This is a genomic window from Streptomyces sp. NBC_00353, assembly GCF_036108815.1.
Taxonomy (GTDB): Bacteria; Actinomycetota; Actinomycetes; order Streptomycetales; family Streptomycetaceae; genus Streptomyces.
The window spans coordinates 5,725,608-5,752,237 of the sequence record NZ_CP107985.1 but is presented as its reverse complement, the minus strand read 5'-3'; the positions used below and the strand labels follow the sequence as shown (position 1 = coordinate 5,752,237).

The following is a 26,630-nucleotide window of genomic DNA, read 5'->3' as shown; positions in this document are numbered from 1 at the left end:
TCCAGCGCAAGGTCCGTTTGCAGTTCCGCGCAAGGAACGGGCGGCACACCTTTCACCGGTGTGCCGCCCGTTTCGCGTGTGCACCCATGTCCGTGCCCATACTGGGCACAAGCGCAACCGAAGACGCGCAGCCAAGAAGGAGCGAGGTCGAGTGGTGGCGGAACAGGGCGGTCCTGAGGACCAGAAGCCCCAGTCCGACGAGGCGCGCAGCGCCTTCGTCCCGCCGGAGGGGGTGGGGAAGTCCGCGACTCCGTCGGAGGACGACCATCCCACCTCGGAGTTCGCCATTCCGGCCGGTCTGACGCCCGAGCCACCTGGCACAGGTTCCGCTTCCGGCTCCGGATCGGGTTCGGGCAGCGGCTCGGACACGATCGGTTCCGCGTTCGCCCCGCCGCGCACCCACGGCGCCAGGCAGTCGCCGCCCGCTTTCACCCCGGCGCACGGCATTCCGATGGTCCAGCTGACCAAGGAGGCCCCCTGGCAGGACCGGATGCGCACGATGCTGCGGATGCCCGTCGCCGAGCGGCCGGCGCCCGAGCCGGTGCAGAAGCCGGACGAAGCGGGTCCCGCGGTGCCGCGCGTGCTCGACCTGACCTTGCGTATCGGGGAGTTGCTGCTCGCGGGCGGCGAGGGCGCGGAGGACGTCGAGGCCGCGATGTTCGCGGTGACCCGCAGTTACGGTCTCGACCGCTGCGAGCCGACGGTCACCTTCACCCTGCTGTCGATCTCGCACCAGCCGTCGCTGGTCGACGATCCGGTGACGGCGAGCCGCACCGTACGCCGCCGCGGCACCGACTACACCCGGCTGGCGGCCGTCTTCCGGCTCGTCGACGACATCACCACCGAGGATGTCGAGGTCTCCCTGGAGGAGGCGTACCGGCGGCTCGCCGAGATCCGGCGCAACCGGCATCCGTACCCCGGCTGGGTGCTGACGCTGGCCGGCGGCGGGCTGGCCGGTGCGGCGTCGGTGCTGGTCGGCGGCAACGCGCTGGTCTTCGTGGTGGCGGCGGCCGGCGCGATGCTCGGCGACCGGCTCGCCTGGCTCTTCGCGGGGCGCGGGATGCCGGAGTTCTACCAGTTCGTGGTGGCGGCGATGCCTCCGGCCGCGATAGGGGTCGCACTGACCCTGACCCACTCGACGGGCATCCGGCCGTCCGCCGTCATCACCGGTGGGCTGTTCGCCCTGCTGCCCGGGCGGGCTCTGGTGGCGGGCGTCCAGGACGGTCTGACCGGCTACTACATCACCGCGGCGGCCCGGCTCCTCGAAGTCATGTACTTCTTCATCGCCATCGTCACCGGTGTGCTGCTGGTCCTGTATCTGGGGGTGCAGCTGGGCGCCCAGCTCAATCCGGAGGAGCGGTTCGTGGCCCACGACCGGCCGGTGGTGCAGATCCTGGCGTCGATGGCGCTCTGTTTCGCCTTCGCGATCCTGCTCCAGCAGGAACGGTCCACGGTGCTCGCGGTGACCCTCAACGGCGGTGTGGCCTGGGTGATCTACGGGGCGATGGCCCGGACCGCCGGTATCTCGCCGGTGGCGGCGACGGCGGTGGCGGCGGGTCTGGTGGGGCTCTTCGGGCAGCTGTTCTCGCGGTACCGGTACACCTCGTCGCTGCCGTTCATCACGGCGGCGATCGGTCCGCTGCTGCCTGGTTCGGCCACGTACTTCGGTCTGCTGGGTGTCGCGCAGAACGAGCTGGACCGGGGGCTCGCCTCGCTGTCGACCGCGGTGGCGACGGCGCTGGCCATCGCGATCGGGGTGAACCTGGGGAGCGAGATCTCCCGGCTGTTCATGCGGGTGCCGGGAGCGGTCGGCGGGGCGAACCGCCGCGCGGCCAAGCGGACGCGCGGCTTCTGACGCCCTCTGCCGGTACCCAGTCGGGTCAGCGCTTGGCGTGGCGGCCGCGCTGGCCCGGAGCCGGGCTGCCGCCTCCGGCGATCTGGTCCCGGCCCTCGCCCTGGGCGGCCGCTTCCTTCTTCGCCTTGCTGCGGGCGCGCAGGAACTCGATCGCGATCGGCACCACCGAGATCAGCACGATCAGGACGAGCATCGCCTCGATGTTCTTGCGGACGAACTCGATCTGGCCGAGCCCGGCACCGAGCAGTGTGACGCCGACGCCCCAGAGCACGCCGCCGATGATGTTGAACGTGATGAACGAGCGGTAGTTCATCCGGCTCACACCGGCGATGATCGGCGTGAACGTACGCACGACGGGCACGAAGCGGGCCAGGATCAGCGACTTCGGACCGTACTTCTCGAAGAATTCGTGGGCCTTCTCGACGTTCTCCTGCTTGAAGAGGCGGGAGTCCGGCCGCTTGAAGAGCGACGGGCCGACCTTGCGGCCGAAGAGATAGCCCACCTGGTCGCCGATGATCGCCGCCAGCGCCACCAGGACGCAGACCAGCCACAGCGGGGTGTGCAGCTTGTCCGTCGTCACCAGAAGGCCCGTGGTGAACAGCAGGGAGTCACCGGGCAGGAAGAAACCGATCAGCAGCCCGGACTCGGCGAAGACGATGACCAGCACACCGAGCAGGCCGAACTGCCCGATGAGATGGTCCGGGTCCAGCCAGCTCGGTCCGAGCGCAAGCGTATTCAAGGGTCCGGGCTCCAGGATCGGTCGATGGTGGCTGCGTGGCCGCCCAAAGCTATCAACGCCACAAGGCGCCTCCGGGTTCCAGTGGCCCACGCGAGGATGCCGCGAGGATGCACAGGGGGTGAACCGGGACAAAGCTGTCCCCAGGAGGTGCCACACGATGGGCATTGAAGATTACGGCGGCGGTCAGACCGCGCGGTCCGAGGTTCTGGTCGTCACCACCAATGACGTCCCCGGCTACCAGGTGACCCAGGTGATCGGTGAGGTGTTCGGCCTGACGGTGCGCTCGCGTCACCTCGGCAGCCAGATCGGCGCCGGGCTGAAGTCGATGATCGGCGGCGAGCTGAAGGGGCTGACCAAGACCCTCGTCGCCACCCGCAACCAGGCCATGGAGCGGCTCGTCGAGCAGGCCATGGCCCGCGGCGCCAATGCGGTGCTGATGATGCGCTTCGATGTGACGGAGGCGGCAGATGTGGGCACGGAGGTCTGTGCGTACGGCACGGCGGCAGTGATCAGCAAGACCTGACCGCCCGACGGGGGCCGAGGCGCCTTCGGCCCCCGTTCAGGGAGTTACGCCCGGCGCTCCGCGTTGGCGTCGATCGCGTCCCGGAGGTGCTCGGCCAGACCGGGCCGGATCGATTCGTAGTACGCGCGGAACTGCGGTTCGCACACGTACATCTCGCCGAGCCCGCGGTGGATCTCGTAGGTGCATTCGTAGAACCATGTGGAGATGTGGAGCCGGTGCGCCTCGGCCAGCTCCGTCGCGGCCTCCGAGCCGGCCGGCTCGCCCGCCTCCATCACAGCGCTGTACGCCTCGCCCCATGCGGCGACCTCGGCCTGCATCCGCTTCCAGTCGTCCTTGGTGTAGCGGGCCACCCGGCGCTGCGACTCCGCGTACGTGGCCGTTCCGCCCCAGCGGCGCTCGGCCTCCTCCGCGTGCTCCTCCGGGTCCTTGGCCCCGAAGACCTCGAACTTCTCCTCGGGCGTGAGATTGATGCCCATCTTCCGTGCCTCCATGGCTGTTTCGACGGCGGCGGCCATCTTCTGGAGCTCGGCGATCCGGCCGGACAGCAAAGCGTGCTGGCGGCGCAGATGGTCCTGCGGATCCGCGTCCGGGTCGTCGAGCAGCACCGCGATCTCTTCGAGCGGGAAGCCGAGCTCCCGGTAGAACAGGATCTGCTGCAGCCGGTCGAGGTCGCCGTCGTCGTAGCGCCGGTGGCCCGCGTGGCTGCGCCCGCTGGGCGAGAGCAGTCCGATGCCGTCGTAGTGGTGCAGTGTGCGCACCGTGACTCCGGCGAAACCGGCGACCTGCCCCACGGAGTGATCCACGGTTCCCCGCCCCTTCTTCTCTTCGCTCTGTACGTCGGTACGTGTCCGAGCCTGAGCCCTGACGTGACGTGAGGTGCAAGCCCGAATTGCCCTCACACCTGGATCCGATCGGCGAATTATGCGGCTTTTGCGTCGCTAGGGTGAGCCGATGGTCTCCGACTCCCCCGCGCTCGCCGAGTCCGCCTCCGCACGTCGGCTGCTGCTTCTCATCGTGCCCGCCCTGGTCGTGGGTGTGGCGTCGGCGCTCGTCCTGCTCGGCATCAGTCTCGTCGCGGAGCAGTTCCAGGACGTGCTCTGGGAGACGCTTCCCGAGGCGCTCTCCATCGGCAGGTACTCCTCGCTGTGGATGATCGTGATGCTCACTGCCACCGGCCTCGCGACCGGCCTGGTCATCCGTACGGTGCACGGTCACGCCGGACCCGACCCGGCCACCACCGGGCTGGTCGATCCGCCCCTGCCGCCGGACGTCATCCCCGGGCTGCTGGTCGTGACGGTCCTGGCGCTGGCCGGCGGGGTCAGCCTGGGGCCCGAGAACCCGATCACCGCCGCCAATATCGCGCTCACCTTCTGGCTGGGCCGCCGGGTCGCCCCACGGACTCCGGCCGCCCTGTGGATCGCGCTCGCCTCGGCCGGCACCATCGGCGCGCTGTTCGGCACCCCGATCGCCGCGGCCCTGATCCTCTCCGAGTCGCTCGCGGCCGACGGGGGCACGCCGGGCGCACTCTGGGACCGGCTCTTCGGTCCGCTCGCGGCGGGCGCCGCGGGGGCACTCACCATGTCGCTGCTGGCCCACCCCAGCTTCGGCCTGTCACTGCCGCCGTACCCCGGCCCGCACTGGGGCGATCTGCTCTCGTCGGTCGTGATCACGTCGGCCGCGGCGCTGCTCGGACTGGCGGCGGTGTACGCGTTCCCGTACGTGCACCGCGCCTTTCGCACACTGCGTCATCCGGTCCTGATGCTGACCTGCGGCGGTCTGGTGCTCGGTCTGCTCGGCGCACTCGGCGGGCATCTCACGCTCTTCAAGGGACTGGACGAGGTGAAGGAGCTCGGCGCCGATCCGAACGGCTGGTCGGCCGGCCAGTTCGCCGCCATGGCGGCGGTGAAGACGGCCGCGCTGGTGACCGCCGCGACCTGCGGCTTCCGGGGCGGCCGGATCTTCCCTGCTGTGTTCGTCGGCGTAGCGCTCGGGGTGTGCGCCCATGCCGCGGTCGACACGGTGCCGCCGGCGCTCGCGGTGCCGTGCGCGGTGCTGGGGGTTCTGCTCGCCATCACCCGGCAGGGCTGGTTGAGCCTGTTCACGGCGGCGGTGCTGGTCAGCGACGCGGCCGTGCTGCCGCTTCTGTGCGTCGCCTCGCTGCCGGGCTGGCTGCTGGTGACCGGGCGGCCGCAGATGCAGCTCCACGAGGACGGCACACCACTGAGGTGAACCGGACCCGCACCGTGCCTGTCCGACGCGCCGGTCGCGACAGTTGTCCGTATCGTCACATTCGTATGGCCACGTCCCGGTCTGCCCGTCGGAGGTTCCCGTATGCCCATGCCTGTCCACGTCGCCGTCGTCTACTACTCCGCCACCGGCACCGTCGCGACCATCGCCAAGACCATTGCGGAGAGCGCCGAGAAGGCCGGCGCGGAGGTGCGGCTGCGCAAGACGGTTGAGCTCGCGCCGCAGGCGGCCATCGACTCCAACCCGGCCTGGGCCGCCAACGCGAAGGCGACCGCCGGCATCGCCGAGGCCTCGAAGGACGACGTGATCTGGGCGGATGCCGTGATTTTCGGGTCGCCGACCCGGTTCGGCAATGTCGCCGCCCAGCTCAAGGAGTTCCTGGACCGGCTGGGCGCCCTCTGGCAGGCGGGTCAGCTCGCGGACAAGGTCTACAGCGGCTTCACCTCCACCAGCACCGCGCACGGCGGTCAGGAGTCCACGCTGTTGGCGCTCTACAACTCGATCCATCACTTCGGCGGCATCCTCGTCGCCCCCGGTTACACGGACCCGACGAAGTTCGTCGACGGCAATCCGTACGGCACCTCGCACGTCGCCGGGCAGGGTGACATCCCGGTCGGTGAGCAGACCCTGACCGCGGCCCGGGTGCAGGCCGAGCGGGTCGTGAAGTTCACCCGCGCCATCAAGTCCGGCCTCGCGTCCGGGAGCTGAACCGAGCAGGCCACCGCCACCGTCATCACCGCCACGAGCTGAGAAGGACTGTCCGCCGATGCCTCTCCACAAGGGTTCGAACCACGAGAAGGAACCGTCCAAAGAGCGGCGCAGGCGTGCCTTCAACCCGTTCTTCGGGGAGGCGGATCCGACGGTCGGGATGACGTCCGCGCCGCCGCGGCACCGGCTGCCCGACGGACCGCTGCCGCCCTCGACCGCGTACGGCCTGGTCCATGACGAGCTGATGCTCGACGGAAACTCCCGGCTCAATCTAGCCACCTTCGTCACCACCTGGATGGAGCCCGAGGCCGGGGTGCTGATGGGCGAGTGCCGGGACAAGAACATGATCGACAAGGACGAGTACCCGCGCACCGCCGAGCTGGAACGCCGCTGTGTGGCGATGCTCGCCGACCTGTGGAACGCGCCCGACCCCTCGACGACGGTGGGCTGTTCGACCACCGGCTCCAGCGAGGCCTGCATGCTCGCCGGCCTGGCGCTCAAACGCCGCTGGGCGGCCAGGAACGCCGACCGCTACCCGGCGAGCGCCAAGCCCAATCTGGTCATGGGCATCAATGTGCAGGTCTGCTGGGACAAGTTCTGCAATTTCTGGGAGGTCGAGGCCCGGCAGGTCCCGATGGAGGGCGGCCGTTTCCATCTCGACCCGCAGGCCGCCGCCGAACTCTGCGACGAGAACACCATCGGCGTGGTCGGGATCCTGGGCTCCACCTTCGACGGTTCGTACGAGCCCATCGCCGACCTCTGCGCGGCCCTGGACGCCCTGCAGGAACGCACCGGCCTCGACATCCCCGTCCATGTCGACGGCGCGTCCGGTGCGATGGTGGCGCCGTTCCTGGACGAGGACCTGGTGTGGGACTTCCGGCTTCCCCGGGTGTCGTCCATCAACACCTCCGGGCACAAATACGGTCTGGTCTACCCGGGCGTCGGCTGGGTGCTGTGGCGCTCGCCCGCGGATCTCCCCGAGGAGCTCGTCTTCCGGGTCAACTACCTGGGCGGCGACATGCCGACCTTCGCGCTGAACTTCTCCCGGCCCGGCGCGCAGGTGGTGGCGCAGTACTACTGCTTCCTGCGGCTGGGCCGGGACGGCTACCGCGCCGTTCAGCAGGCCTCCCGCGATGTGGCGAGCGGGCTCGCCGCACAGATCGAGAAGCTGGGCGACTTCCAACTCCTCACCAGGGGCGAGGAGTTGCCTGTCTTCGCCCTGACCACCGCCCCCGAAGTGCAGGCGTACGACGTCTTCGACGTGTCGCGGCGGCTGCGCGAGCACGGCTGGCTGGTGCCCGCGTACACCTTCCCCGCCAACCGGCAGGATCTTTCGGTGCTCCGGGTGGTGTGCCGCAACGGTTTCTCCTCGGACCTCGCGGAACTGCTCCTGGAGGACCTCCGCCTGCTGCTGCCCGAACTGCGCAGCCAGCGGCACCCGTTGAGTCATGACCGGGAGGTCGCGACGGCCTTCCACCACTGACGGGGCACGCCGGCGGGCTACCGGCCGTACGGGTTCTCCTCGCCCTCGGCGAGTACGCCGACGAACGGATCACCCTCCCCCGCGAAGGTGTACGCGCCGCCCTCGATCCGTGTGATCAGCTCCCTCGTCCACTCGGCCCCGGCGTCCGCCGAGTGGACCCACATGTTCATGATCTCGCCGATGTGGCCCAGCGACTCGGGCCCGTCCTCCGGCGTGTAGTACTCGGTGACCGAGGCCCGCCAGGCCGCCAGCCCGGCCACCCGCTCCCGCAGCAGCGCGACCGCCTCGGACCGCTCCAGGTCGACGATGAAGCCGATGCCCGCCGACAGCACGTCCATCTTCTGGTCGTACGCGGTCAGCGCCGCGCGCAGCAGCGCGAGGTACTCCTCGGTGCCCCGCTCGGTGATCTCGTACTCGGTGCGGGGCGGGCCGCCCGCGGTGCTCGGAGCGGTCTCATGGGCGACCAGCAGCCCTTGCTTCGCCATCTGCTTCAGGGCGTGGTAGATCGAGCCCGGCTTGGCGTTGGACCACTCGTGGGCGCCCCAGTACTCCAGGTCGTTGCGGACCTGATAGCCGTGCGCCCGGCCGTGCTGCCGCACGGCACCGAGGACCAGCAGCCGGATCGCGGACATCGACTCACCCTTCCTATTCAACTTTGACTAGGGTAGCCCGCCTCCTGCGCGATCAGCTCGAACGCGGTACGGCCGTCCAGGGACTCCCGGATGATGTCGGCATGCCCGGCGTGCCGGGCGATCTCCTCGACGAGATGGACCAGCAGCCAGCGCATCGAGCACTTCTCGTCCTCCGGGAACCAGGGCGCCTCGGGCAGCGGGAACGTGTCGTTCATGCTCTCCACCGAGTGGATGAACTCCTCGGTCTCCGCCGCGACCTTCGCCCAGAACTCCAGCATCTGCGGGACGGTCTCGTCCCCGACCAGCCGGAAGCTGTCCGCCCACGTCTCCTCGGTGCGGGCCTTCTCATTGGGGCGCTGCTGAGCGAGACGCAACCAGTTCAACTCGGTCTCGGCGACATGCTTGAGCAGCCCGGAGAGGGAGAGTTCGCCGGCGCTGGGCCGGCTCGCCGCCTGCTCCTCGGTCAGCCCGATCAGCGAGCGCCGGATCGCGCCGCGCTGCGCCTCGACGAAGGAGAGGAGCGCGCCGCGCTCGTCGCCGTGGGCCTCTGCGGGAACGTGAGTGACCATGGTGTCCGCCCTTCGGAACCGTTCGGGCTTGCGCCCGGTGTCTTCCTGACACCGACCAAGCTACGGACCCTTGCGGACAGCTTCCGTCCTCAACAGGCAGGCATCAGAGCGAGAATTCGGTCCGCCCGTGCTGGATCGAGATCCACTTCTGGGTGGTGAACGCCTCCACGGTGGCATCGCCGTTCAGCCGTCCGGATCCGGAGAACTTCTCGCCGCCGAAGGCCACCAGCGGGTCGTCCTGGATGGTGGAGTCGTTCACGTGGAACATCCCGGTGACGATGCGCTTCGCGAACCGCACCCCGCGTTCCGCGTCGGCCGTGTGCACGGCGCCGCTCAGTCCGTACGGGGAGTCGTTGGCGATCCGTACGGCGTCCTCCTCGCCGTCGAACGTCATCAGCAGCGCCACCGGGCCGAAGATCTCCTGGGCCAGCAGCGGGGAGTCGTCCGGCAGCCCGGCGAGGACGGTCGGCTCGACGAGATTGCCGTGGGTGCGGCCCCGCACGAGCGCCGTGGCGCCTTCCGCGATCGCCTGGTCGACCAGGGCGGTCAGCGCGTCGGCCTGGAAGGTGTTGATGACGGGGCCGATCTGGGTGGCCGGATCCCGCGGGTCGCCGGTCCTGAGCGCGGCCACCTTGGCGACGAACTTCTCGGTGAACTCCGGCGCGACGGAGCGGTCCACCAGGATGCGGTTGGCGGCCATGCAGACCTGCCCCTGGTAGACGAAGCGGCTGAAGACCGCCGCGTCGACCGCGTAGTCGATGTCTGCGTCGTCCAGCACCACCAGGGCGCTGTTGCCGCTGAGTTCGAGGACGGCCCGCTTGAAGAGCCCGCCGGCGGTCGCGCCGACATGGCGGCCGACCCGGTCCGAGCCGGCGAAGGAGATCACCTTGGGCACGGGGTGCGCTATGAGCGCGTCGCCGATCTCCGCGATGTCGGTGACCAGGACGTTGAGCAGTCCGGCGGGCAGCCCGGCCTCCTCGAAGATCTTGGCGATCAGTCCGCCGCCGACCACGGGGGCGTTCTGGTTGGGCTTGATGACGACCGCGTTGCCGAGCGCCAGAGCCGGGGCGACCGACTTCATCGTCACCAGGAAGGGGAAGTTGAAGGGGCTTATCACGCCTATGACGCCGACGGGCAGCCGGTAGACGCGGTTCTCCTTGCCGTCCACCGGGGACGGCAGGATCCGGCCCTCGGGGCGCAGCGCCTGCTGGATCGCCTCGCGCAGGAAGTCCTTGGCGCAGCGGATCTCGTACTCCGCCTTGAGCCGGGTGCCGCCCAGTTCGTCGATGATCGCGCCGATGATGTCCTCGGTGAGTTCATCGGTGATGCGCAGGGCGCGTTCGAGGACGAGGCGGCGTTCGTACGGATTGGTGTCGGCCCAGATCCGCTGGGCGCGCTCGGCGGCGCGATAGGCCTCGTCGACCTCCTGCGCGGTGGCGACGGTGATCGCGGCGAGCTTTTCGCCGTTGTACGGATTGAAATCGATGATGTCCCAGGAGCCGGTACCGGTCCGCCACTCACCGTCGATGTACTGGTTGGCCAGCTCATTGAAGAAGGACATGCGATCCCTTACTGCAGGTGCAGACTCCTGTTGAGGCGTCATCGTACTGATGTCTCAGGTCAGTTGGAGCAGGCCGCGGAGCAGATCACGGCTCTCTTCGGGCCCAGGGCTGTCCTGATGGAGCCGCGCCATGGCCTTTTCGTACTGCGCGACTTCCTCGCGCTTGTCCAGATAGAGCGCACTTGTCAGCTGCTCCAAATAGACAATGTCCGACAGATCGGATTCCGGAAAACTCAGCATCGTAAAGGAACCGCTCTCGCCCGCGTGCCCGCCAAAACTGAAGGGCATCACCTGAAGCGTGATGTTCGGCTGCTCCGACATTTCGATCAGATGCCGCAATTGCGCCCGCATCACTTCACGTTCGCCGTACGGGCGGCGCAGCGCGGCCTCGTCCAGCACCGCGTGGAAGCGCGGCGCCCGTTCGGAGACGAGGACCTTCTGCCGCTCCAGCCGGAGCGCGACCCGGCGGTCGATCTCGGCTGCGGGGGCGCCGCGCATGCCACGGGAGACGACGGCATGGGCGTAGGCCTCGGTCTGCAACAGACCGTGAACGAACTGGACTTCGTAGATCCGGATGAGCGAGGCCGCCCCCTCCAGACCGATGTAGGTCTGGAACCAGCCGGGCAGCACATCTCCGTAACTGTGCCACCACCCCGCCACATTGGCCTCGCGGGCCAGGCCGAGCAGGGAGTCGCGCTCCGCCTCGTCCGTGACGCCGTAGAGCGTGAGCAGGTCCTCGACGTCCCTGGCCTTGAAGCTCACCCGTCCCAACTCCATGCGGCTGATCTTCGATTCGGAAGCCCGGATGGAGTAGCCGGCCACCTCGCGGGTGATGCCGCGCGAGTCGCGCAGCCGCCTGAGCTGTGAGCCCAGCAGGATGCGCCGCACCACAGATCCACTCGACTCGCCTGCCGCCACTGGTCCAACCCTCCCCATCGCTTCCTGGGCATCGGGGCTCCCCCTGAACCCCAAGAGCCGGATTCTGCCATCAAAACGCTTCAGCCCGTACTCATTCGATTACGGAAATGAGAAGACTTCCAGAAAGCCATGAAACTGCCCGCAGGAAGAAATGACCAAGAACCGGCACGGGATCGGACAGGTCCGGCGCGTGCACGTGCATCTGCCCTTGCATCTGCTCAGCGCATTCGGAACCATGGACCCCGCGCACCTGCGTGCTCGTTCGTGTTGTGCCGCTGTACCACCGCAGTACCGCTACAGCCGCGAATCCCGGGAGTGCCTCGCATGGGGACGAATGGATCGACGATGCTCGAGCCGTTACGGCAGGGGCTTCCCCCCATCGATCCCTCAGCCGTCTCCGGATCAGCCACCTGCACCCTTCCGGCCCGGTACGAAGCCGTGGGCGGGGCCAGGCAGTTCACCAGGGCGACGCTGAACCGGTGGGAGCTGAGCGACCGCTTCGACGATGTCGCGCTCGTCGTCTCCGAACTCGTCACCAACGCCCTGCGGCACGCACTGCCGGCGGACGCCCCGAGAGACCCCCAGGACCCTCCCGTACGGCTGCACCTGATGCGCTGGACCTCGCGACTGGTGTGCGCGGTGCGCGACCCCAGCCAGGAGAGCCCTGTCGCCGCCGAGGCCGCGGACTCCGCGGAGTCGGGCCGGGGACTGTTCCTGGTGGAGTCGTTCAGCGACAGCTGGGGCTGGCATCCGTCCCCCGTGCCGGGCGCGGAGAACCCGTCGGCGGGCGCGTCGGCGCCGCGCGGCAAGGTGGTCTGGGCGCTGTTCAGGCTGTCCGGCGACGCGTGACGCAAACGAGCCCCGGGCCAGTTTGCGGGGCGCAGGCTCGCGCGCGCGGCCGCGACGGTCAGTTTTCCGCTATCAGGTGGTCGAACTCCCCGTCCTTCACGCCGAGCAGCAACGCCTCTATCTCGGCCGGCGTATAGACCAGGGCGGGCCCGTCGGGATGGCGTGAATTCCGCATCGCCACATCCCCGTCGGGCAGTTTTGCGAACTCCACGCAAGATCCTTGGGAGTTGCTGTGTCTGCTCTTCTGCCAGACGACTCCGCGAAGCTCTGTGGCCGCCATGCCGTTGTACACGTGGTGCACAGGACGCTCCCCGAGTTGCAAGGTGCAAGTGTCAACTGTCTCGGATCATAGCTGTGTTCATATGCCTATGCATGAGCAGATGCACGTGCACGCGGGGTGTTCCTTTGATTACAGCTTTACCTTCCCCGTCTTCCCGCCCTCACAGGAGATGGACGAACGGACCGTCTATTTGGCTCCCGCTCCGCGCAGTTGGCCGGAAGTTGCGCCATGGGTCGACCCGTGATCCGCTCCATGCTCCCTGGTAGTTTTGCGCGGTCTTTCGTCAACAAGGGGGAATTTCACGTGCAGAATCTCGTACGCACCGGCGCCGTCCTCGTCGCGGGTCTGGTCGCCGCAGTCACTCTGACCGGTTGCGGCAGCGACAGCGCGAAGAGCGATTCGGGCAAGGACGCCACCGGCGGACAGGCGTCGGCGACCGGTGGCGGCAGCGATTCCGGGGACAGTGGCGACAGCGGTTCCGCCGCCGACGCCTCGGCGCTGGAGGGCACCTGGGCCGGGCTGACCGACGGCAAGGCCGTCGCCCTGTCCGTCGCATCCGGGAAGGCGGCGCTCGTCGCCGACGCCCACGTCTGCTCGGGCGAGGTGAAGGACATGGGCAAGGTGATGCTGGAGCTGAAGTGCACCGACGGCAACACCGACCGCACCATGGGATCGATCGAGTCCAACAACGGCAAGACGATCACCGTGTCGTGGGACGCCGGCGGCAAGGACACCCTGGCCAAGACCGATCCGGGTGCGCTGCCGACGGGGCTGCCGGGCCTGCCCACCCCCTGAGTGCCCGTCACCGGGACAGGGCCGAGCCCCTGAAGCAGGACTGCGTACGGGGCAGTGCCGGACGGTCCGTCGTTCAGTTCCGTCCGGCACTGCGGGCTCCGGCCGAGCCGGCCGTGGAGTCGTCCAGGCCCCGGGAGAACTCCTCCAGGGTTTCCAGCAGCAGATCGACCCCGTTCCGCACGACCGGATTGGCCGCCTGCCCGTGCATGCGGTCCTCCTCGTCCCACTGCGCGAGCGCCTCACGGACCGCGTCCCAGCGCGGTACGCGACGCTCCCGCACGTCCTGCGCGCCCTTCTCGGTGGTACCGCGCAGCGCGTCGGCGAAGTGTGCGGCAGCGGGTACGGGGGTGGCGCCGCCCTCCGGCAGGTGAGCCTCCATCAGCATGGCCGCGCGGCTGAACTGGGCGAGCGCGTGCTGGGTGTCGTCGGCGGCGGCGCGGGACAGACCGCGGTTGCGCACCGGTTCGTGCTGGGCGGTCGCGACCGCTTCCTGCCAGGCGATGCGGGCCTCGCGGGTGGCGAGGAGTGCGGCCCGGACGTCGTCGCGGCCCCGTTCCGCCGGGTCGGCGTACTGGTCGACGACGGAGGCGGCGTACCGCCCGCCGGAGGCCAGCCAGTCACCCAGCCGGTTGCGGAGCCGTGGGGTCTCCCAGGCCGGGTAGACGGCGTACGAGACCATCGCGAGCAGCCCGCCGACGAGGGTGAGGACGACGCGTTCGAGTACGGTCTGCGACCAGTCCTCGCCGGCCATGCCGAGCAGGAAGACGACGTACGCGGAGATGCAGGCCTGGGCGACCGCGTAGCCGGTGCGCATCAGCAGGTACATCAGCAGGGCGCAGACGACGGCGAGGACGGCGGCGAGACCCACGCCGGGGTGGGCGGCCTGGACGATGGCGGTGGCGAGGAAGACCCCGACGACGGTGCCGCCGAACCGGGCCACGGAACGTGCGTACGTCTGGGAGAACTCGGGCCGCATCACCATGACGGCGGCCATCGGCGCCCAGTAGCCGTGCCCGAACGGCAGCGCGGCGCCGAGGAGATAGCCGACGGCGACGACGACGGCGACCCGGACGGCGTGCCGGAGGATCGGCGAACCGGGGCGCATCTCGGCACGCATCGACCTCAGGACGACGGGGACCAGTCGCAGCAGGGTGGGGCGGCGGCGGTGCGGGGCGATCGCGTCGGCGGTTTCGGTGGCCTCGGCCCGCTCCTCCTTCGTGCCCTCACCCTCGGCCGTCTCGATGACATCGGCGAGCAGCACGCCGAGACGGTCGGCGGCCCGGCGGGCCGGGCCGCCGAGAAGCTCCCTCGTGTCAGGGGTCTTCAGGGTCGCGACGGCGGGGGCGGCGAGCCGCACCGGGTCGCCGTGACGGATCGCACAGGCCGCCGCGTCCAGTACGGATCCGGCGGCGGCCAGGAGTTCGCGGACCCGGTCCCGTTCGGGACCTTCGTCCGGGACGCCCGTCCCCGGGTCGGCGAGTGAGGCGAGCACCGGTCTGATCCGTTCGGCCACGCCGCGGGAGCCGCGCAGTTCGGCCGGGCGGCGGCGGGCCTGGCGCGGGGTGACGGCGGCGGCACTGCGGGCCGTCATCAGCGGGACCGGGTCGAATTCGGCCACCGGGTCGTGGCGCAGTCTGCGGGCGTAGTCGGCCTCGGCCGCCAGCGCGTCGGCGAGGGCGTCGCGCTGGGCGCCCCATCTGCGTACCGGAAAGAGGACGATCAGCGTCGCCTGGACCACGCCGCCGAACGCGATCATCGTGCCGTGCAGGGCAGCCTCGGCGACGGAGGTGGGCAGGGTGATCGTGACCAACATGATCGCGACGTTGGACGACGCGATGATGCCGGCCGTCGGCCCCGCCGCCCAGGCCAGCCCGGCCACGAACGTCCAGAGCACGAGCAGGGCCATGAACAGCAGGACGTGGGAACCGGTGAGATAACCGAGGAACGTCGATACGGCGAGACTCGCGCCGGAGACCAGGGCGAGGACCGGCCTGGGGCGCCAGCTGCGCTGGAACGTGGCGATGGCCGCCTGGAACGCGCCGAACGCGGAGCTGGCGGCGACCACCGGCCCGAAGAAGGCGAGTCCGACCCCGATCACCAGGGCGAGGCCGGCGGCACCGCGGATCGCGATGAGCGGTTCGAGGCGCCGCCGCTCGATCTTCAACCCCGAGCGGGCGGTCTCCTTCAGCGCCCGGAGCCAGCTCATGCCCCGAGCCTAACCGGAATGCCCACCATCGGAACTTTTCGGTCATAGCGACTCTCCGGACGCCACCTCGGGAGCAGGTACACCGTCCCCCGCTCACGGACGTGGCACCCGGCTGCGAGGTGTCACGTTCGCGCCCACCTCTACCGGGAACCGTCGATGCCCGGCCTCCGCTCACCCATCCGGGCCCGGTCGGCGGCGGCCGTACCGTGCGCCCAGCCCTCGCCGTCGGACACTCCGCGCACCCGGGTGCTCGTCGTCTCCGGGAACATCCGGTCCGCGGCGTCCGTGACCGCCACGTCCCGCGCCGCAAGAACCGGGAGCAGATCGCCGGCGGCAGCCCCCTCCTCCGAGACCGAGGCCGCGGTCACCCGGGCGGTGTCGGCCGCGAGACGAGCGCCCAGTCGCTGGACGTACGCCATCAGGAAGGATTGACGGAACGTCTTGGTCCGCTTGCGTCCGCCGGCCCGCTGTCCCGCCTCGGCCTTCGCCATCGCCGCCGTGCCCTGGACCAGCAGGGAGGTGTAGAGCAACTCCACGGCCTCCAGGTCCGGTTCGAAGCCGACGACCGTCGAGAAGCCGAGGTCGCTGTTCCACACCGCGCGGCAGCGGTTGGCCGAGGCGACGGCGTCGAGCAGGATCGCCTTCGCCGTCTCGTACGGGGCATCGACCCCGATCCGGCAGGCGCCCGGCGCCTCCTTGTTGTGCGTACGCGCGGCAAGAAGGGCCTCGTCGATGGAGTGCCGGGCCATCAGCTCCTGCGCCTTGGTGGTCAGGGCCTCCGCCTCCTCCGGGAAACCAGTCGCCTCCGCCTTCGCGAGCAGGGCGCGGATCCGGGTCAGCATGCGGGGTTCGTCGTGGGCGGGCGGCAGACGGAGCCGGTGGCCGGGGGCGCCGGGCGGCGGGCCGACCGGTTCGATCGCGGGGAGCCGGAGCAGCAGCCGGTAGAGACCGAGCAGGGCGGAGGCGTACGAGAACCGGTCGGGCCGGTTCCGCGGCGGCGGCGCGGGAAGCTCGGCGAGCTGGGACCGCCAGCGGGACGGCAACTGCTCGTACCGTCCGGTCTCCGTGGTGATCAGGTCGGCGGCGAGGCCGGCCCCCGTCTCGTCGAGTTCGCGGCGGACGATCCGCACGACGTCGGCGGGCTGCCAGCCTCGCTCCCAGGCACGCCGGACGAACTCCTCGCCGCGCCGGAACAGTTCCGCATCCGCCGTCGGATCGGCGGCGAGAAGGGAGGCACCGGTGTCGAGAGCGGCGTCGCCGTCCGAGTAGAGGGCTGCCGCGAATGCCTGGTCGATCACCGGTTCCATGAGGTCAGGGTAGGCAGGGCCGGGCTCCGGGGTATGCCTGGCCCTACCCCGGAGACGGGTTCTGGTGGTCGTGTCCGGCGGGCCCTGCCACGGTTCGATCGAAACCATGACTTCCGCCCCCGCGACCGACCCCACCGATGCCGCCGACGCCGTGCGGCTCCGCTCCGTACGACGCGCCCACGGAGACGTCGACGCCCTCCGCGGCATCGACCTCACCATCCGCCCCGGCACGTTCACCGCCGTCATGGGACCGTCCGGCTCCGGCAAATCGACGCTCCTGCACTGCGCAGCCGGACTCGACCGGCCGACATCCGGCACCGTCGAGGTGGGCGGTACGGAGCTGACCGGGCTGAGTGAGCGCCGACTGACCCTGCTGCGCCGGGACCGGATCGGCTTCGTCTTCCAGTCGTTCAACCTGGTCCCTTCGCTGACGGCCGCCCAGAACGTCGCGCTGCCGCTGCGACTGGCCGGCCGCCGCCCGTCCCGTACCGACGTACGCGCCTCGCTCGCCCGGGTCGGGCTCGCCGACCGGGCGGACCACCGGCCCACCGAACTCTCCGGCGGCCAGCAGCAACGGGTGGCGCTGGCGCGGGCGCTGATCACCCGGCCCGCGGTGCTCTTCGGCGACGAACCCACCGGCGCGCTGGACACCGGGACGAGCCGGCAGGTGCTGGTGATGCTGCGCGAACTCGTCGACCGGGAACGGCAGACGATCGTGATGGTCACGCACGATCCGGTGGCGGCGGCGTATGCGGACCGGGTGGTCTTCCTGGTCGACGGGCAGGTGGCGGACGACCTGACCGGCCTCACCGCGGAACGCATCGCGACCTGGACGGCGACAGGACGAACAGACACCCGGCGGAAGATCTCCGGCCGGACGGCCCCCGTCCTTCCCGCTCACACGGAGGCGGCGTCGTGCTGACCGTCGCCCTGGCCGCGCTGCGGACCCGCTGGACCGCCCTCATCGGCACGTTCGTCGCCCTCGCGCTCGGCGTCGGGCTGATCGCGACGATGGGGCTGGGACTGGCCTCGACGTTCGACGCCCCCGACCGTGAGCCCCAACGGTTCGCCGCCTCCCGGGTGGTGGTGATGGGCACCGACACGCTGACCGTGCCGGTGCGACGCGGAGCGTCCACCGCGCAGGTCACGCGGCGACTGGCTCATCCACAGCCTGTGGACAACGAACTCCTGGACGACCTTCGGGCGCTCGGCCCGGTGACCCTGGCCGGGCAGGCAACCGGCAGCGGCGGCCCGGACGCCGTCGGCGTGGACGCCCCCGTCTCCGAGGTACGCCGCGTCGTCGGCGACCGCGCCCAGGTCCTCACCGGCGACGACCGCCGCCGCGCCGACCCTGCGACGGAGCGGGACGCCGAGGCGCTGCTGACCGTGAACGCCCTGCTCGGCACGGCGGGCGGCATCACCGCATTCGTCTCGGTCTTCGTCGTCGCATCGACGTTCGCGTTCACGGTGGCACTGCGCCGCCGCGAGTTCGGCCTGCTGCGCACGGCGGGCGCCACCCCCGGCCAGCTGCGGCGGCTGCTGCTGACGGAGGCGGCCGTGGTCGGCACGCTCGCCTCGGCGGCCGGGTGCGCGCTGGGCCACTGGGGCGCACCGCATCTCGCGCAACTGCTGGTCGACGGCGAGGCGGCACCCTCCTGGTTCACCATCCGCCCCGTGGCCTGGCCGCTGCACGTGGCCTTCTGGACCGGCCCGGCCGTGGCGCTGGCGGGCGTATGGGCGGCGTCGCGACGAGCGGGCAGAACCGGCCCGGCCGAGGCGTTGCGCGAGGCCGACGTCGATATGGGCGTCCTGCCGCCCGTACGCCGGTTGCTGGGTTTCGCGCTGCTCGCCGGCGCCGCGTTCCTGATGACGAAATCGCTGGTCACGGACGCGTCCGGGCTGCTGAAACGGAAGACGTACACCACCCAGCCGATGGTGCTGATCACGGCCGCGGCCCTGCTCGCGCCGCTGCTCGTACGCCCGTTGACCCGGCTGCTCCGTCTTCCCGGGGCAACAGGGATGCTCGTACGGGCGAATACGGCAGCGTCCCTGCGCCGCACCGCCGCGGTGGCCGCTCCTGTACTGATCACGGTGGCGCTGGCCGGTTCGGTGCTGGGCGCCGCGACGACGGTGTCGCAGGCGAAGGCTGCCGAGGCGCGCGAACACACCCGGGCCGATCTGGTCGTGACGGGCGAGCACCTGAAGGGCTTGGAGGACTTGAAGGCGCGGCCGGTTCCCGGGGCGATGCTGTCCGCTTCGGCGTCGACCGCGGTCTTCGTACGGGAGGAGGGCACCGCCGTCATCAGATCGCAGGCGCGGGCGGTCGACGACGCGAGGACTCTGGCGGCCGTCGAGCGGCTGCCGGTGGTGGCGGGCGACCTGCGCGATCTCGACGACCGCTCGATCGTCGTGAACGAGGAGTGGGAGCAGCGCGCGGTCGGCGCGACGGTACGGGTGTGGCTCGGCGACGGGCGGCCGGTGTCACTGCGGATCGCGGCGGTACTGGCCATCGGGACGGGGAACAATGGGGTGTACGTCACGGCGGCGAACGCGCCGACGGCTCCGGTGGACCGGATCGACGTACGCCTCGCCCCCGGCGCGGACAGGGCGGCGGTCACGGCCGTCCTGCAGGGCACCGGGAGGACGGTGCGGTCGACGGATCAGTGGCTGGCCGCGACCCATCCGCGCACGAGCCCGCAGACGCGGCTCGGCCTGATCGTGGTGCTGGGCATCGCGCTCGTGTACACGGCGCTCGCGCTCGCCAACACCCTGCTGATGGCCGGGTCCGTGCGGTCCGCGGAGCTGAACGCACTGCGACTGGCCGGGGCCACCCGGCCACAGGTGCTCGGGGTCGTCGCCGGGGAGACGCTGTTCGCCGTGGGACTCGGCGCGGTGCTCGGCATGGCCGTGACCGCGGTGAATCTGGCCGGACTCGGCGCCGCGCTGGCCACGCTGTCCGCGCCGGTCACGGTGGCGGTCCAGTGGCCGGTGGTGGGGGGTGCGGCCGGGGCGTGTGCAGTGGTCGCGGTGGCGGCGGCCATGGCGCCGAAGGCCGTTCGACACGGGTGAACCGCCGCTCCCCACCCCCTCGGCCCGTCAGGCGATTGAGGACTGGGGCAGGTGGGGGCAGATCCCCCGGATTTCGGGAAGAGGCGGGGTGGGACCGCGCAGCCGCCCCGCACGGCCCCACCCCCACTGTCAGTCCCACCTGCCAAACTCAAACCCATGACCGAGCGCTGGGCTCTGACCGCCACAGAGACCGGCGGAGCCCACCTCGCCCCGCTGGCCCCCACGGGCCTGCCCGCGGCCCCGTTCCACACCGAGCCCGACCTGGTGGAGGCCGTCCGCTCCCGCCCGGACGTCACCCGCTGGGTGTGGCGGTCGACCGCCGAGATCTACCCACGCCTGCTCGCAGCGGGCGTACGGGTGAGCCGCTGCTACGACATCGAGGTCGCCGAGTCACTCCTCCTCGCACACGAGGGACGGCTGGGCGAGCCGCGCTCCGCCGCGGCCGCCCATGCCCGCCTCCGTAACGCCCCCGTGCCTCCGGATCCCCCGTCCCGGTCCGCCGAACCCGGCTCGCAGTCCTCCCTTTTCGAGCCGCCGTCCGGCACGGACATCCCGTTCGAGGCGCTCCTCCAGGTCTACGCGGAACAGTTGCGCCGCCACGACGCCACCGCGCACCCCGGCAGGATGCGCCTGCTGACGGCCGCCGAGTCGGCCGGCATGCTGGTCGCCGCGGAGATGAACCGGGCCGGCCTGCCCTGGCGGGCCGACGTGCACCGGGAAGTGCTGCACGACCTGCTGGGCGACCGTTACGCCGGCGGCGGCGAACCCCGCAGACTGGCCGAGCTGGCCGACGAGGTGTCGGCGGCGTTCGGCCGCCGTGTCCGCCCGGACCTCCCCGCCGACGTGGTGAAGGCGTTCGCGCAGGCCGGCATCAAGGTGAAGTCGACGCGCCGCTGGGAGCTGGAGGAGCTGGACCATCCGGCGGTCGAGCCACTGATCCAGTACAAGAAGCTGTACCGGATCTGGACGGCGCACGGCTGGAGCTGGCTCCAGGACTGGGTGCGGGACGGCCGGTTCCGCCCCGAGTACCAGCCGGGCGGCACGGTCAGCGGCCGCTGGACGACCAACGGCGGCGGGGCGCTGCAGATCCCCAAGGTGATCCGGCAGGCGGTCGTCGCCGACGACGGCTGGCGGCTGGTCGTCGCGGACGCCGATCAGATGGAGCCGAGGGTCCTGGCCGCGATCTCCCGCGACCACGGCCTGATGGAGGTGGCGGGCCACGACGGCGACCTCTACACGGCACTGTCGGACCGCGCGTTCCACGGCGACCGCGAGCATGCCAAGCTCGCGCTGCTGGGTGCGATCTACGGCCAGACGTCGGGCGACGGCCTGAAGAATCTGGCGGCGCTGCGGCGCCGGTTCCCGCTGGCCGTGGCGTATGTCGACGACGCGGCGAAGGAGGGCGAGGAGGGGCGTCTCGTACGGACGTGGCTGGGCAGAACCAGCCCGCCGGCCGCCGGAAGCGGGGACGACGACGAGGCGGGTATCCCGCAGGAGAGCGACGAGCAGTCGTCCGGCGACGGCGGCTTCACCCCGGGCTACGCCTCGTCGAACGCCCGCGCGCGGGGCCGCTTCACCCGCAACTTCGTGGTGCAGGGCAGTGCCGCGGACTGGGCACTGCTGTTCCTGGCCGCGCTGCGCCAGTCCCTGACGGCCGCCGGTCTCCGGGCCGAGCTGGTCTTCTTCCAGCACGACGAGGTGATGGTGCACTGCCCCCAGGAAGAGGCGGACGCGGTGGTGGAGGCGATCCGGGCGGCCGGGGAACGGGCCGGGCGGACCGCCTTCGGCGAGACACCGGTGCGTTTCCCTTTCACGACGGCGGTCGTGGAACGCTACTCCGACGCCAAGTAGGGCCGATCAGGAGAGGTCACTCCCCGGAACCGGAACCGGACTCACCGGGCCGATCGGCCGCCCGGGGCTCTCCCTTCCGCAAGGACTGCGTGGGCTGCACGGTCTCCACCGGCGGAACGACACGCCCGGTGCCCGAGCCCGGCCCCCCGAACCCGCCGAACCCGGCCAGACCGTGGTCGTAATGCACCGCTCGCAGATGCTGATGCCGGTGCCGCGAATTGAGCAGATGAATCAAGAACACGGTCAGCGCGATCATCGCCACGACGACCGCCGCCATGATCAAGGTGTCCATAAGAGACGGCCCCCTTCGAACGCGCAGGCCGAAAGAAAAGAAGCGCCGGGAACGACGCAGACCGACGAACCGGCGTACGGATCGTTCTCGACATTCCCAGGCTACTCCGCGGAAAAAGCCCGGACCGGGAACGCTTTCGTCCCGGCACCGGGCCATGGAGGACGAGGGACGGCGAGGTCGGCGGACGTGATGCCGGAGGTCAGCCCGGCAAGCACAAGCGCGCCGGCTGCCACGCCGACGGCCACGCCGGTCGCGGCGGCCAGGGGGAATTGCCGACACCGCAGCCACGCGCACGACACCTTCAGGAGATCCCGGCCGCTCCTCGCTTCGCGTCATGGGCCCCTCCGATATGCGTGGGAGATCTCCCCGGCCGAGGACCGCACCAGTAGGTTCCCCTCATGCGAATAGGCCAACTGCTGGGTACGGGACGATCTGCCGACGTGTACGCGATCGACGAGGCCTGGGTCCTGCGCCGGTACCGCGACAGCAGCGATGCCACACCGGAACTCGCCGTCATGTCCTACCTCTCGGCGTGCGGCTACCCCGTCCCCCGCCTCGGCCCGAGCCCGGCCACCGCCACCTCCTCCGACCTGGTGCTGCAACGTCTGACCGGCCCGACGATGCTGGAGTCGCTGCTCTCCGGTGCGCTCGCCGAGGACGAGGCCGGCGCCATGATCGCCGGCCTCCTCACCGACCTGCACACGATCCCGGCCAGGGTCTCCCAGGACCCGGAGGACCGGATCCTCCACCTCGACCTGCACCCGGACAATGTGATGCTGACGCCCGACGGCCCGGTGGTGATCGACTGGCGGACCACCGCGGAAGGCCCGCCGGCCCTGGACCGGGCCATGTCGTCGCTGATCCTGGCCCAGGTGGCGGTGGACCCCGCATCGCCGTCGGCAGCGGGCGCCCGCTCTCTGCTCAGGGCCCTGCTCCCGCACCTCGCCGACCAGGGAGGCGTCCCCGCTCCCCACCTCGCCCAGGCCAAGCGGCGCCGCGCGACGGACTCGAACCTGAGCCCGGACGAACTGGCCCTCATCGACGAAGCCGCGGACCTGATCAGCGAACTGGCCGGGTGAGCCCCTCGACGCACGAGCCGGGCCCGCCGCCGGCGCGGAGACCATCGCGATCCCGGCGGCCGACCCCGGGCATGAAAAAGCCCCGGATCACGGCGCGTGGGTTCTGGGGTTGCTCGAGTTCTGGGGGCTGCCAGGGATCCGGACCGCACAAACGGTGGCCCCCGGTGCCCCATATCGGTGCGTAAGCGTCAGTCGTCGCTGACGACTCCGATGCCGATACGTAGCTCTACCGGGAGCCTAGCCAGTGGCCGAGGTGGGTGTCACTCGGGTCGATGAACGTCTTCATCGGCGGTGCGGCTCTCACCGGTTGCCTGGTGTATTAGCTAGCTTCCTCCTTATTTGTCCGTAGTCAAGAGAAGAAGCGGGTAAGAATCAGTCGCTGTTGTCCGCCTTGCGGCGGCCACAAGCGAGCCGGACGTCGACGCCGAGCCCAAAAAAAGGAAAAACCCCAGGTCACGGCGAGTGAGTCCTGGGGTTTCTCTGAGCCGCCTTCGGGATTCGAACCCGAGACCTACGCATTACGAGTGCGTTGCTCTGGCCAACTGAGCTAAGGCGGCACGCCCCGTCGCACCATGGTGCGATCAGCGGCGTCGCCAAGTCTACACAGTTTCGGAGAGTGCTCCGTACCGCCCTCCCCCGGAGCCGTATCCGCTGGTCAGGGGGGAGGTTCGGCGGATCGGGGAGTCAGGAGCACCTCTTGTCGGCAGCAGGCGGGGTGCCGTTCAGGAGGTATGTGTTGATCGCCGTGTCGATGCAGTCGCTGCCGCGGCCGTAGGCCGTGTGGCCGTCACCCTCGTAGGTGAGGAGCCTTCCGGAGGAGAGCTGGCCGGCCAGGGACTGGGCCCACTTGTACGGGGTGGCCGGGTCGCGGGTGGTGCCGACCACGACGATCGGGGAAGCGCCCTTCGCCTTGATGCGGTGCGGGGTGCCGGTGGCGCCGACGGGCCAGTCGGCGCAGTTCATGGAGGCCCAGGCGAGAGGCTTGCCGAAGACCGGGGACGCCTTCTCGAAGCTGGGGAGGGCCTGCACGACGGCGCTCGGGCCGGTGAAGGCGGGGGGCGAGTCGAGGCAGTTCACGGCTGCGTTGGCGGCCATCAGGTTCGCGTACGTGCCGTTCGGCTGACGCTCGTAGTAGCTGTCGGCGAGGGCGAGCAGGCCGGAACCGTCGCCCGCCTGGGCGCCCGCGATGGCTTCACGCAGCTGGGGCCAGGTCGATTCGTCGTACATGGCGGCGACGACGCCCATGGTGGCGAGGGACTCGCCGAGCTTGCGGGTCTCGCCGGTGGGGATTGGCTTGGCGTCCAGGTCGGCGAAGAGCTGCTTGAGGTGGGTGGCGGCATCGGCGGTGGAGGTGGTGCCGAGCGGGCAGTCCGACTTCTTCACGCAGTCAGCGGCGAAGGACTGGAATGCGGTCTCGAAGCCCGCGGTCTGGTCGCGGTTCATCTCGATCGAGGAGAGCGACGGGTCCATCGCACCGTCGAGGACGAGGCGGCCGGTCCGGGCAGGGAAGAGCTCGGCATACGTCGCACCCAGGAAGGTGCCGTACGACGCCCCGACGTACGTCAGCTTCTCGTCACCGAGCAGGGACCGCAGGATGTCCATGTCGCGGGCCGCCTCGACGGTGGACACGTGCGGGAGGATCTTGCCGGAGCGCTGCTCGCAACCGTCCGCGAACTTCTCGAAGGAGTCGCTCAGCTGCGTGACCTCGGCGGCGTCGTCGGGGGTCTGATCGACCTGGGTGTACGCGTCCATCTGCGGTCCGGTGAGGCATTCGACGGGTTCACTGCGGGCGACGCCGCGCGGGTCGACGGCGACCATGTCGTAGCGGGCACGGACCGGTGCGGGGTAGCCCGCGGCCGCGTAGCTCTGGAGGTAGCCGATGGCCGAGCCGCCGGGGCCTCCCGGGTTCACCAGGAGGGAGCCGATCCGCTTGCCCGGGCCGGTGGCCTTCTTGCGGGAAACGGCCAGCTTGATGTCGCCGGCGCCCGGCTTCGCGTAGTCGAGCGGCGCCTTCATGGTGGCGCACTGGAATCCGGAGACGCCGCAGTCCCGCCAGGTCAGATGCTGCGTGTAGTACGGCAGAAGCTCCGTGGGCGCGGCAGGCGCGGGACTCGACGCACTCGTCGTCGAACTGCCGCTGCTGCAGCCGGAGATGAGTAGGCCGGCACTGCCGAGCAGGGTGCCGAAGGTACGGAGCAGGCGCCTGGTGTCCATCCCCGGAGCGTAGCCGCCATGCGACGACTCGCCCGATTCATTACCCAATCGGATGAATCAGCGATCCGTGTCGGCGATCCGTGCCGGAGCTTCGTGTCGGAAGTCCGTGTCAGCCCGCGCGTAGTGCCATCGTCATCGCCTCCACCGCGAGCAGCGGCGCCACATTGCGGTCCAGCGCCCGGCGGCAGGCAATCACTGCCTCTATCCGGCGCAGGGTGCGCTCGGGTGTGGAGGAGCGGGCGATCCGGTCGAGTGCGTCCCTGACATCGACATTGGAGAGCGCGATCTGCGAACCCAGCTGGAGTGCCAGTACGTCGCGGTAGAAGCCGGTCAGATCGGTGAGCGCCAGATCCAGGCTGTCGCGCTGGGTGCGGGTCTTGCGGCGCTTCTGCTTGTCCTCCAGCTCCTTCATCACCCCCGCCGTGCCGCGCGGCATCCGGCCTCCGGCGGCCGCGCCGAGCGCGGCCTTCATGTCCTCCGTCTCCTTGACGTCGACCTCTTCGGAGACCTGCCTCGCATCGTCGGCAGCGGTGTCGATCAGCTCCTGAGCCGCCTTCAGGCAGCCGCCGATGTCCTCGACCCTGAGCGGAAGCTTGAGCACGGCAGCGCGGCGCGCACGGGCCTTCTCGTCGGTGGCGAGGCGGCGGGCCCGGCCGATGTGCCCCTGCGTGGCGCGCGCGGCGGACGCGGCCCGCTCCGGATCGATGCCGTCGCGCCGGATCAGCACATCGGCGACGGCATCGACCGACGGGGTGCGCAGCGTGAGATGACGGCAGCGGGACCGGATGGTGGGCAGCACATCTTCGAGAGAGGGGGCGCAGAGCAGCCACACCGTGCGCGGCGCGGGCTCCTCGACCGCCTTCAGCAGCACATTCCCCGCGCCCTCCGTGAGCCGGTCGGCGTCCTCCAGGATGATCACCTGCCAGCGGCCCACGGCCGGGGAGAGCTGGGCGCGGCGGACCAGTTCACGGGTCTCCTTCACACCGATGGAGAGCAGGTCCGTGCGAACCACCTCGACGTCGGCATGCGTACCGACGAGGCTCGTGTGACAGCCGTCGCAGAAGCCGCACCCCGGCGCGCCGCCCAGGGCGCGGTCCGGGCTGGTGCACTGGAGGGCGGCGGCGAAGGCGCGGGCGGCGGTGGACCGCCCGGAGCCCGGCGGTCCGGTGAACAGCCAGGCGTGGGTCATCCTCGACCCCGGCGGCACCCGCTCCCCCACAGAGACTGCGGTGACCAGCGCATCGGCGTCCTGAGCGGCGGCCCCGAGCTGCTCCTGCACTCGGTCCTGGCCGACCAGGTCGTCCCATACGGACATGGGTCACCGCCCTTCCGGTGGTCGTGTACGGCTCCGGCTTCCCATTGTGGGGGAAGGGTCTGACAATCCCGGCGATCCGGTTCGTCCTCGGTCCTGGGACCGGCGGCCGGGATCCGGACCCCCGGCCGGAGATCCGGC

The 26,630-nt window shown here is 70.4% G+C and carries 23 protein-coding genes and 1 tRNA gene; 11 read left to right on the top strand and 13 right to left on the bottom strand.

The window, feature by feature from the left end:
• Positions 1 to 151 precede the first annotated feature (151 nt).
• Complete coding sequence (locus tag OHA88_RS26050) at positions 152 to 1,855, top strand: threonine/serine ThrE exporter family protein (protein WP_328627278.1); 1,704 nt, start codon at positions 152 to 154, stop codon at positions 1,853 to 1,855.
• A gap of 25 nt (positions 1,856 to 1,880) precedes the next feature.
• Here OHA88_RS26050 and OHA88_RS26045 read toward each other — a convergent pair whose 3' ends face one another.
• Positions 1,881 to 2,594 (bottom strand): DedA family protein, encoded by a 714-nt coding sequence (locus OHA88_RS26045; RefSeq protein ID WP_328627277.1) that lies wholly within the window; start codon positions 2,592 to 2,594, stop codon positions 1,881 to 1,883.
• A gap of 157 nt (positions 2,595 to 2,751) precedes the next feature.
• On the opposite strand from OHA88_RS26045, the gene OHA88_RS26040 reads away from it, so the two are divergent.
• Positions 2,752 to 3,117 carry a YbjQ family protein gene (locus OHA88_RS26040; RefSeq protein ID WP_267004495.1) on the top strand — a complete coding sequence of 122 codons (366 nt, stop codon included), beginning with the start codon at positions 2,752 to 2,754 and terminating at the stop codon, positions 3,115 to 3,117.
• Positions 3,118 to 3,161: 44 nt separating this feature from the next.
• Here the strand turns inward: OHA88_RS26040 and OHA88_RS26035 are convergent, their stop codons facing one another.
• Positions 3,162 to 3,920 carry a MerR family transcriptional regulator gene (locus OHA88_RS26035; RefSeq protein WP_328627276.1) on the bottom strand — a complete coding sequence of 253 codons (759 nt, stop codon included), beginning with the start codon at positions 3,918 to 3,920 and terminating at the stop codon, positions 3,162 to 3,164.
• Positions 3,921 to 4,068: 148 nt separating this feature from the next.
• Between OHA88_RS26035 and OHA88_RS26030 the strand changes: the two genes are divergently transcribed.
• From OHA88_RS26030 to OHA88_RS26020, 3 genes are all read left to right on the top strand, one after another.
• Positions 4,069 to 5,346 (top strand): ion channel protein, encoded by a 1,278-nt coding sequence (locus tag OHA88_RS26030; protein ID WP_328627275.1) that lies wholly within the window; start codon positions 4,069 to 4,071, stop codon positions 5,344 to 5,346.
• Positions 5,347 to 5,448: 102 nt separating this feature from the next.
• The gene (gene wrbA / locus OHA88_RS26025; RefSeq protein WP_328627274.1) at positions 5,449 to 6,072 is read left to right on the top strand and encodes an NAD(P)H:quinone oxidoreductase; all 624 of its coding nucleotides are present in this window, start codon (positions 5,449 to 5,451) and stop codon (positions 6,070 to 6,072) included.
• 58 nt (positions 6,073 to 6,130) lie between these two features.
• Positions 6,131 to 7,555 (top strand): glutamate decarboxylase, encoded by a 1,425-nt coding sequence (locus OHA88_RS26020; protein WP_326814607.1) that lies wholly within the window; start codon positions 6,131 to 6,133, stop codon positions 7,553 to 7,555.
• A gap of 17 nt (positions 7,556 to 7,572) precedes the next feature.
• Here the strand turns inward: OHA88_RS26020 and OHA88_RS26015 are convergent, their stop codons facing one another.
• From OHA88_RS26015 to OHA88_RS26000, 4 genes are all read right to left on the bottom strand, one after another.
• Positions 7,573 to 8,187, bottom strand: a complete 615-nt coding sequence (locus tag OHA88_RS26015; protein WP_267004490.1) for a PadR family transcriptional regulator — start codon at positions 8,185 to 8,187, stop codon at positions 7,573 to 7,575.
• Positions 8,188 to 8,204: 17 nt separating this feature from the next.
• Positions 8,205 to 8,756, bottom strand: coding sequence for a DinB family protein (locus tag OHA88_RS26010; RefSeq protein ID WP_328627273.1), 552 nt, complete (start codon positions 8,754 to 8,756; stop codon positions 8,205 to 8,207).
• A gap of 103 nt (positions 8,757 to 8,859) precedes the next feature.
• Positions 8,860 to 10,317, bottom strand: a complete 1,458-nt coding sequence (locus tag OHA88_RS26005; RefSeq protein ID WP_328627272.1) for an aldehyde dehydrogenase family protein — start codon at positions 10,315 to 10,317, stop codon at positions 8,860 to 8,862.
• Positions 10,318 to 10,371: 54 nt separating this feature from the next.
• Complete coding sequence (locus OHA88_RS26000) at positions 10,372 to 11,253, bottom strand: helix-turn-helix domain-containing protein (RefSeq protein WP_328627271.1); 882 nt, start codon at positions 11,251 to 11,253, stop codon at positions 10,372 to 10,374.
• A gap of 327 nt (positions 11,254 to 11,580) precedes the next feature.
• Between OHA88_RS26000 and OHA88_RS25995 the strand changes: the two genes are divergently transcribed.
• Positions 11,581 to 12,084: an ATP-binding protein gene (locus OHA88_RS25995; RefSeq protein WP_328627270.1), complete on the top strand. Its 504-nt coding sequence runs from the start codon at positions 11,581 to 11,583 to the stop codon at positions 12,082 to 12,084.
• A 58-nt stretch (positions 12,085 to 12,142) separates the two neighbouring features.
• Here OHA88_RS25995 and OHA88_RS25990 read toward each other — a convergent pair whose 3' ends face one another.
• Complete coding sequence (locus tag OHA88_RS25990) at positions 12,143 to 12,385, bottom strand: DUF397 domain-containing protein (RefSeq protein WP_030972273.1); 243 nt, start codon at positions 12,383 to 12,385, stop codon at positions 12,143 to 12,145.
• 282 nt (positions 12,386 to 12,667) lie between these two features.
• Between OHA88_RS25990 and OHA88_RS25985 the strand changes: the two genes are divergently transcribed.
• Positions 12,668 to 13,159, top strand: a complete 492-nt coding sequence (locus tag OHA88_RS25985) for a hypothetical protein (protein ID WP_328627269.1) — start codon at positions 12,668 to 12,670, stop codon at positions 13,157 to 13,159.
• A 73-nt stretch (positions 13,160 to 13,232) separates the two neighbouring features.
• Here OHA88_RS25985 and OHA88_RS25980 read toward each other — a convergent pair whose 3' ends face one another.
• A complete protein-coding gene (locus OHA88_RS25980) occupies positions 13,233 to 15,365 on the bottom strand; it encodes an FUSC family protein (protein WP_328627268.1) in 2,133 nt (710 codons plus the stop codon).
• 140 nt (positions 15,366 to 15,505) lie between these two features.
• Entirely contained in the window at positions 15,506 to 16,672 is a 1,167-nt protein-coding gene (locus tag OHA88_RS25975) for a DUF2786 domain-containing protein (protein WP_328627267.1), read from the bottom strand.
• Positions 16,673 to 16,778: 106 nt separating this feature from the next.
• Between OHA88_RS25975 and OHA88_RS25970 the strand changes: the two genes are divergently transcribed.
• The 3 genes from OHA88_RS25970 to OHA88_RS25960 all read left to right on the top strand — a co-directional run bounded on the left by OHA88_RS25970 (position 16,779) and on the right by OHA88_RS25960 (position 21,592).
• The gene (locus OHA88_RS25970; RefSeq protein ID WP_328627266.1) at positions 16,779 to 17,594 is read left to right on the top strand and encodes an ABC transporter ATP-binding protein; all 816 of its coding nucleotides are present in this window, start codon (positions 16,779 to 16,781) and stop codon (positions 17,592 to 17,594) included.
• Positions 17,588 to 19,741, top strand: coding sequence for an ABC transporter permease (locus OHA88_RS25965; protein WP_328627265.1), 2,154 nt, complete (start codon positions 17,588 to 17,590; stop codon positions 19,739 to 19,741). The genes OHA88_RS25970 and OHA88_RS25965 overlap by 7 nt, the downstream gene beginning before the upstream one ends.
• 156 nt (positions 19,742 to 19,897) lie before the next feature.
• Entirely contained in the window at positions 19,898 to 21,592 is a 1,695-nt protein-coding gene (locus OHA88_RS25960; RefSeq protein ID WP_328627264.1) for a bifunctional 3'-5' exonuclease/DNA polymerase, read from the top strand.
• A gap of 16 nt (positions 21,593 to 21,608) precedes the next feature.
• Here OHA88_RS25960 and OHA88_RS25955 read toward each other — a convergent pair whose 3' ends face one another.
• Positions 21,609 to 21,884 carry a hypothetical protein gene (locus OHA88_RS25955; RefSeq protein ID WP_328627263.1) on the bottom strand — a complete coding sequence of 92 codons (276 nt, stop codon included), beginning with the start codon at positions 21,882 to 21,884 and terminating at the stop codon, positions 21,609 to 21,611.
• Positions 21,885 to 22,282: 398 nt separating this feature from the next.
• Between OHA88_RS25955 and OHA88_RS25950 the strand changes: the two genes are divergently transcribed.
• Positions 22,283 to 22,963, top strand: a complete 681-nt coding sequence (locus tag OHA88_RS25950; RefSeq protein WP_328627262.1) for a phosphotransferase — start codon at positions 22,283 to 22,285, stop codon at positions 22,961 to 22,963.
• A 483-nt stretch (positions 22,964 to 23,446) separates the two neighbouring features.
• Here OHA88_RS25950 and OHA88_RS25945 read toward each other — a convergent pair.
• The 3 genes from OHA88_RS25945 to OHA88_RS25935 form a co-directional block, all read right to left on the bottom strand.
• A tRNA-Thr gene (locus OHA88_RS25945) sits at positions 23,447 to 23,520 on the bottom strand.
• A 127-nt stretch (positions 23,521 to 23,647) separates the two neighbouring features.
• Positions 23,648 to 25,177 carry an alpha/beta hydrolase gene (locus OHA88_RS25940; protein WP_328627261.1) on the bottom strand — a complete coding sequence of 510 codons (1,530 nt, stop codon included), beginning with the start codon at positions 25,175 to 25,177 and terminating at the stop codon, positions 23,648 to 23,650.
• A gap of 109 nt (positions 25,178 to 25,286) precedes the next feature.
• On the bottom strand, positions 25,287 to 26,492 hold the full coding sequence (locus OHA88_RS25935; protein WP_328627260.1) for a DNA polymerase III subunit delta': 1,206 nt from the start codon (positions 26,490 to 26,492) through the stop codon (positions 25,287 to 25,289).
• Positions 26,493 to 26,630: the final 138 nt, after the last annotated feature.

What these genes read in the sequence shown, in the direction of transcription:
- OHA88_RS25940 (WP_328627261.1), bottom strand. Translation starts at nt 25,177, where the DNA reads ATGGACACCAGGCGCCTGCTCCGTACCTTCGGCACCCTGCTCGGCAGT.
- OHA88_RS25935 (WP_328627260.1), bottom strand. Translation starts at nt 26,492, where the DNA reads ATGTCCGTATGGGACGACCTGGTCGGCCAGGACCGAGTGCAGGAGCAG.
- OHA88_RS25970 (WP_328627266.1), top strand. Translation starts at nt 16,779, where the DNA reads ATGACTTCCGCCCCCGCGACCGACCCCACCGATGCCGCCGACGCCGTG.
- OHA88_RS25975 (WP_328627267.1), bottom strand. Translation starts at nt 16,672, where the DNA reads ATGGAACCGGTGATCGACCAGGCATTCGCGGCAGCCCTCTACTCGGAC.
- OHA88_RS26010 (WP_328627273.1), bottom strand. Translation starts at nt 8,756, where the DNA reads ATGGTCACTCACGTTCCCGCAGAGGCCCACGGCGACGAGCGCGGCGCG.
- OHA88_RS25960 (WP_328627264.1), top strand. Translation starts at nt 19,898, where the DNA reads ATGACCGAGCGCTGGGCTCTGACCGCCACAGAGACCGGCGGAGCCCAC.
- OHA88_RS26040 (WP_267004495.1), top strand. Translation starts at nt 2,752, where the DNA reads ATGGGCATTGAAGATTACGGCGGCGGTCAGACCGCGCGGTCCGAGGTT.
- OHA88_RS25980 (WP_328627268.1), bottom strand. Translation starts at nt 15,365, where the DNA reads ATGAGCTGGCTCCGGGCGCTGAAGGAGACCGCCCGCTCGGGGTTGAAG.
- OHA88_RS26000 (WP_328627271.1), bottom strand. Translation starts at nt 11,253, where the DNA reads ATGGGGAGGGTTGGACCAGTGGCGGCAGGCGAGTCGAGTGGATCTGTG.
- OHA88_RS26005 (WP_328627272.1), bottom strand. Translation starts at nt 10,317, where the DNA reads ATGTCCTTCTTCAATGAGCTGGCCAACCAGTACATCGACGGTGAGTGG.
- OHA88_RS25995 (WP_328627270.1), top strand. Translation starts at nt 11,581, where the DNA reads ATGCTCGAGCCGTTACGGCAGGGGCTTCCCCCCATCGATCCCTCAGCC.
- OHA88_RS25950 (WP_328627262.1), top strand. Translation starts at nt 22,283, where the DNA reads ATGCGAATAGGCCAACTGCTGGGTACGGGACGATCTGCCGACGTGTAC.
- wrbA (WP_328627274.1), top strand. Translation starts at nt 5,449, where the DNA reads ATGCCCATGCCTGTCCACGTCGCCGTCGTCTACTACTCCGCCACCGGC.
- OHA88_RS25955 (WP_328627263.1), bottom strand. Translation starts at nt 21,884, where the DNA reads ATGGACACCTTGATCATGGCGGCGGTCGTCGTGGCGATGATCGCGCTG.
- OHA88_RS26020 (WP_326814607.1), top strand. Translation starts at nt 6,131, where the DNA reads ATGCCTCTCCACAAGGGTTCGAACCACGAGAAGGAACCGTCCAAAGAG.
- OHA88_RS26030 (WP_328627275.1), top strand. Translation starts at nt 4,069, where the DNA reads ATGGTCTCCGACTCCCCCGCGCTCGCCGAGTCCGCCTCCGCACGTCGG.
- OHA88_RS26015 (WP_267004490.1), bottom strand. Translation starts at nt 8,187, where the DNA reads ATGTCCGCGATCCGGCTGCTGGTCCTCGGTGCCGTGCGGCAGCACGGC.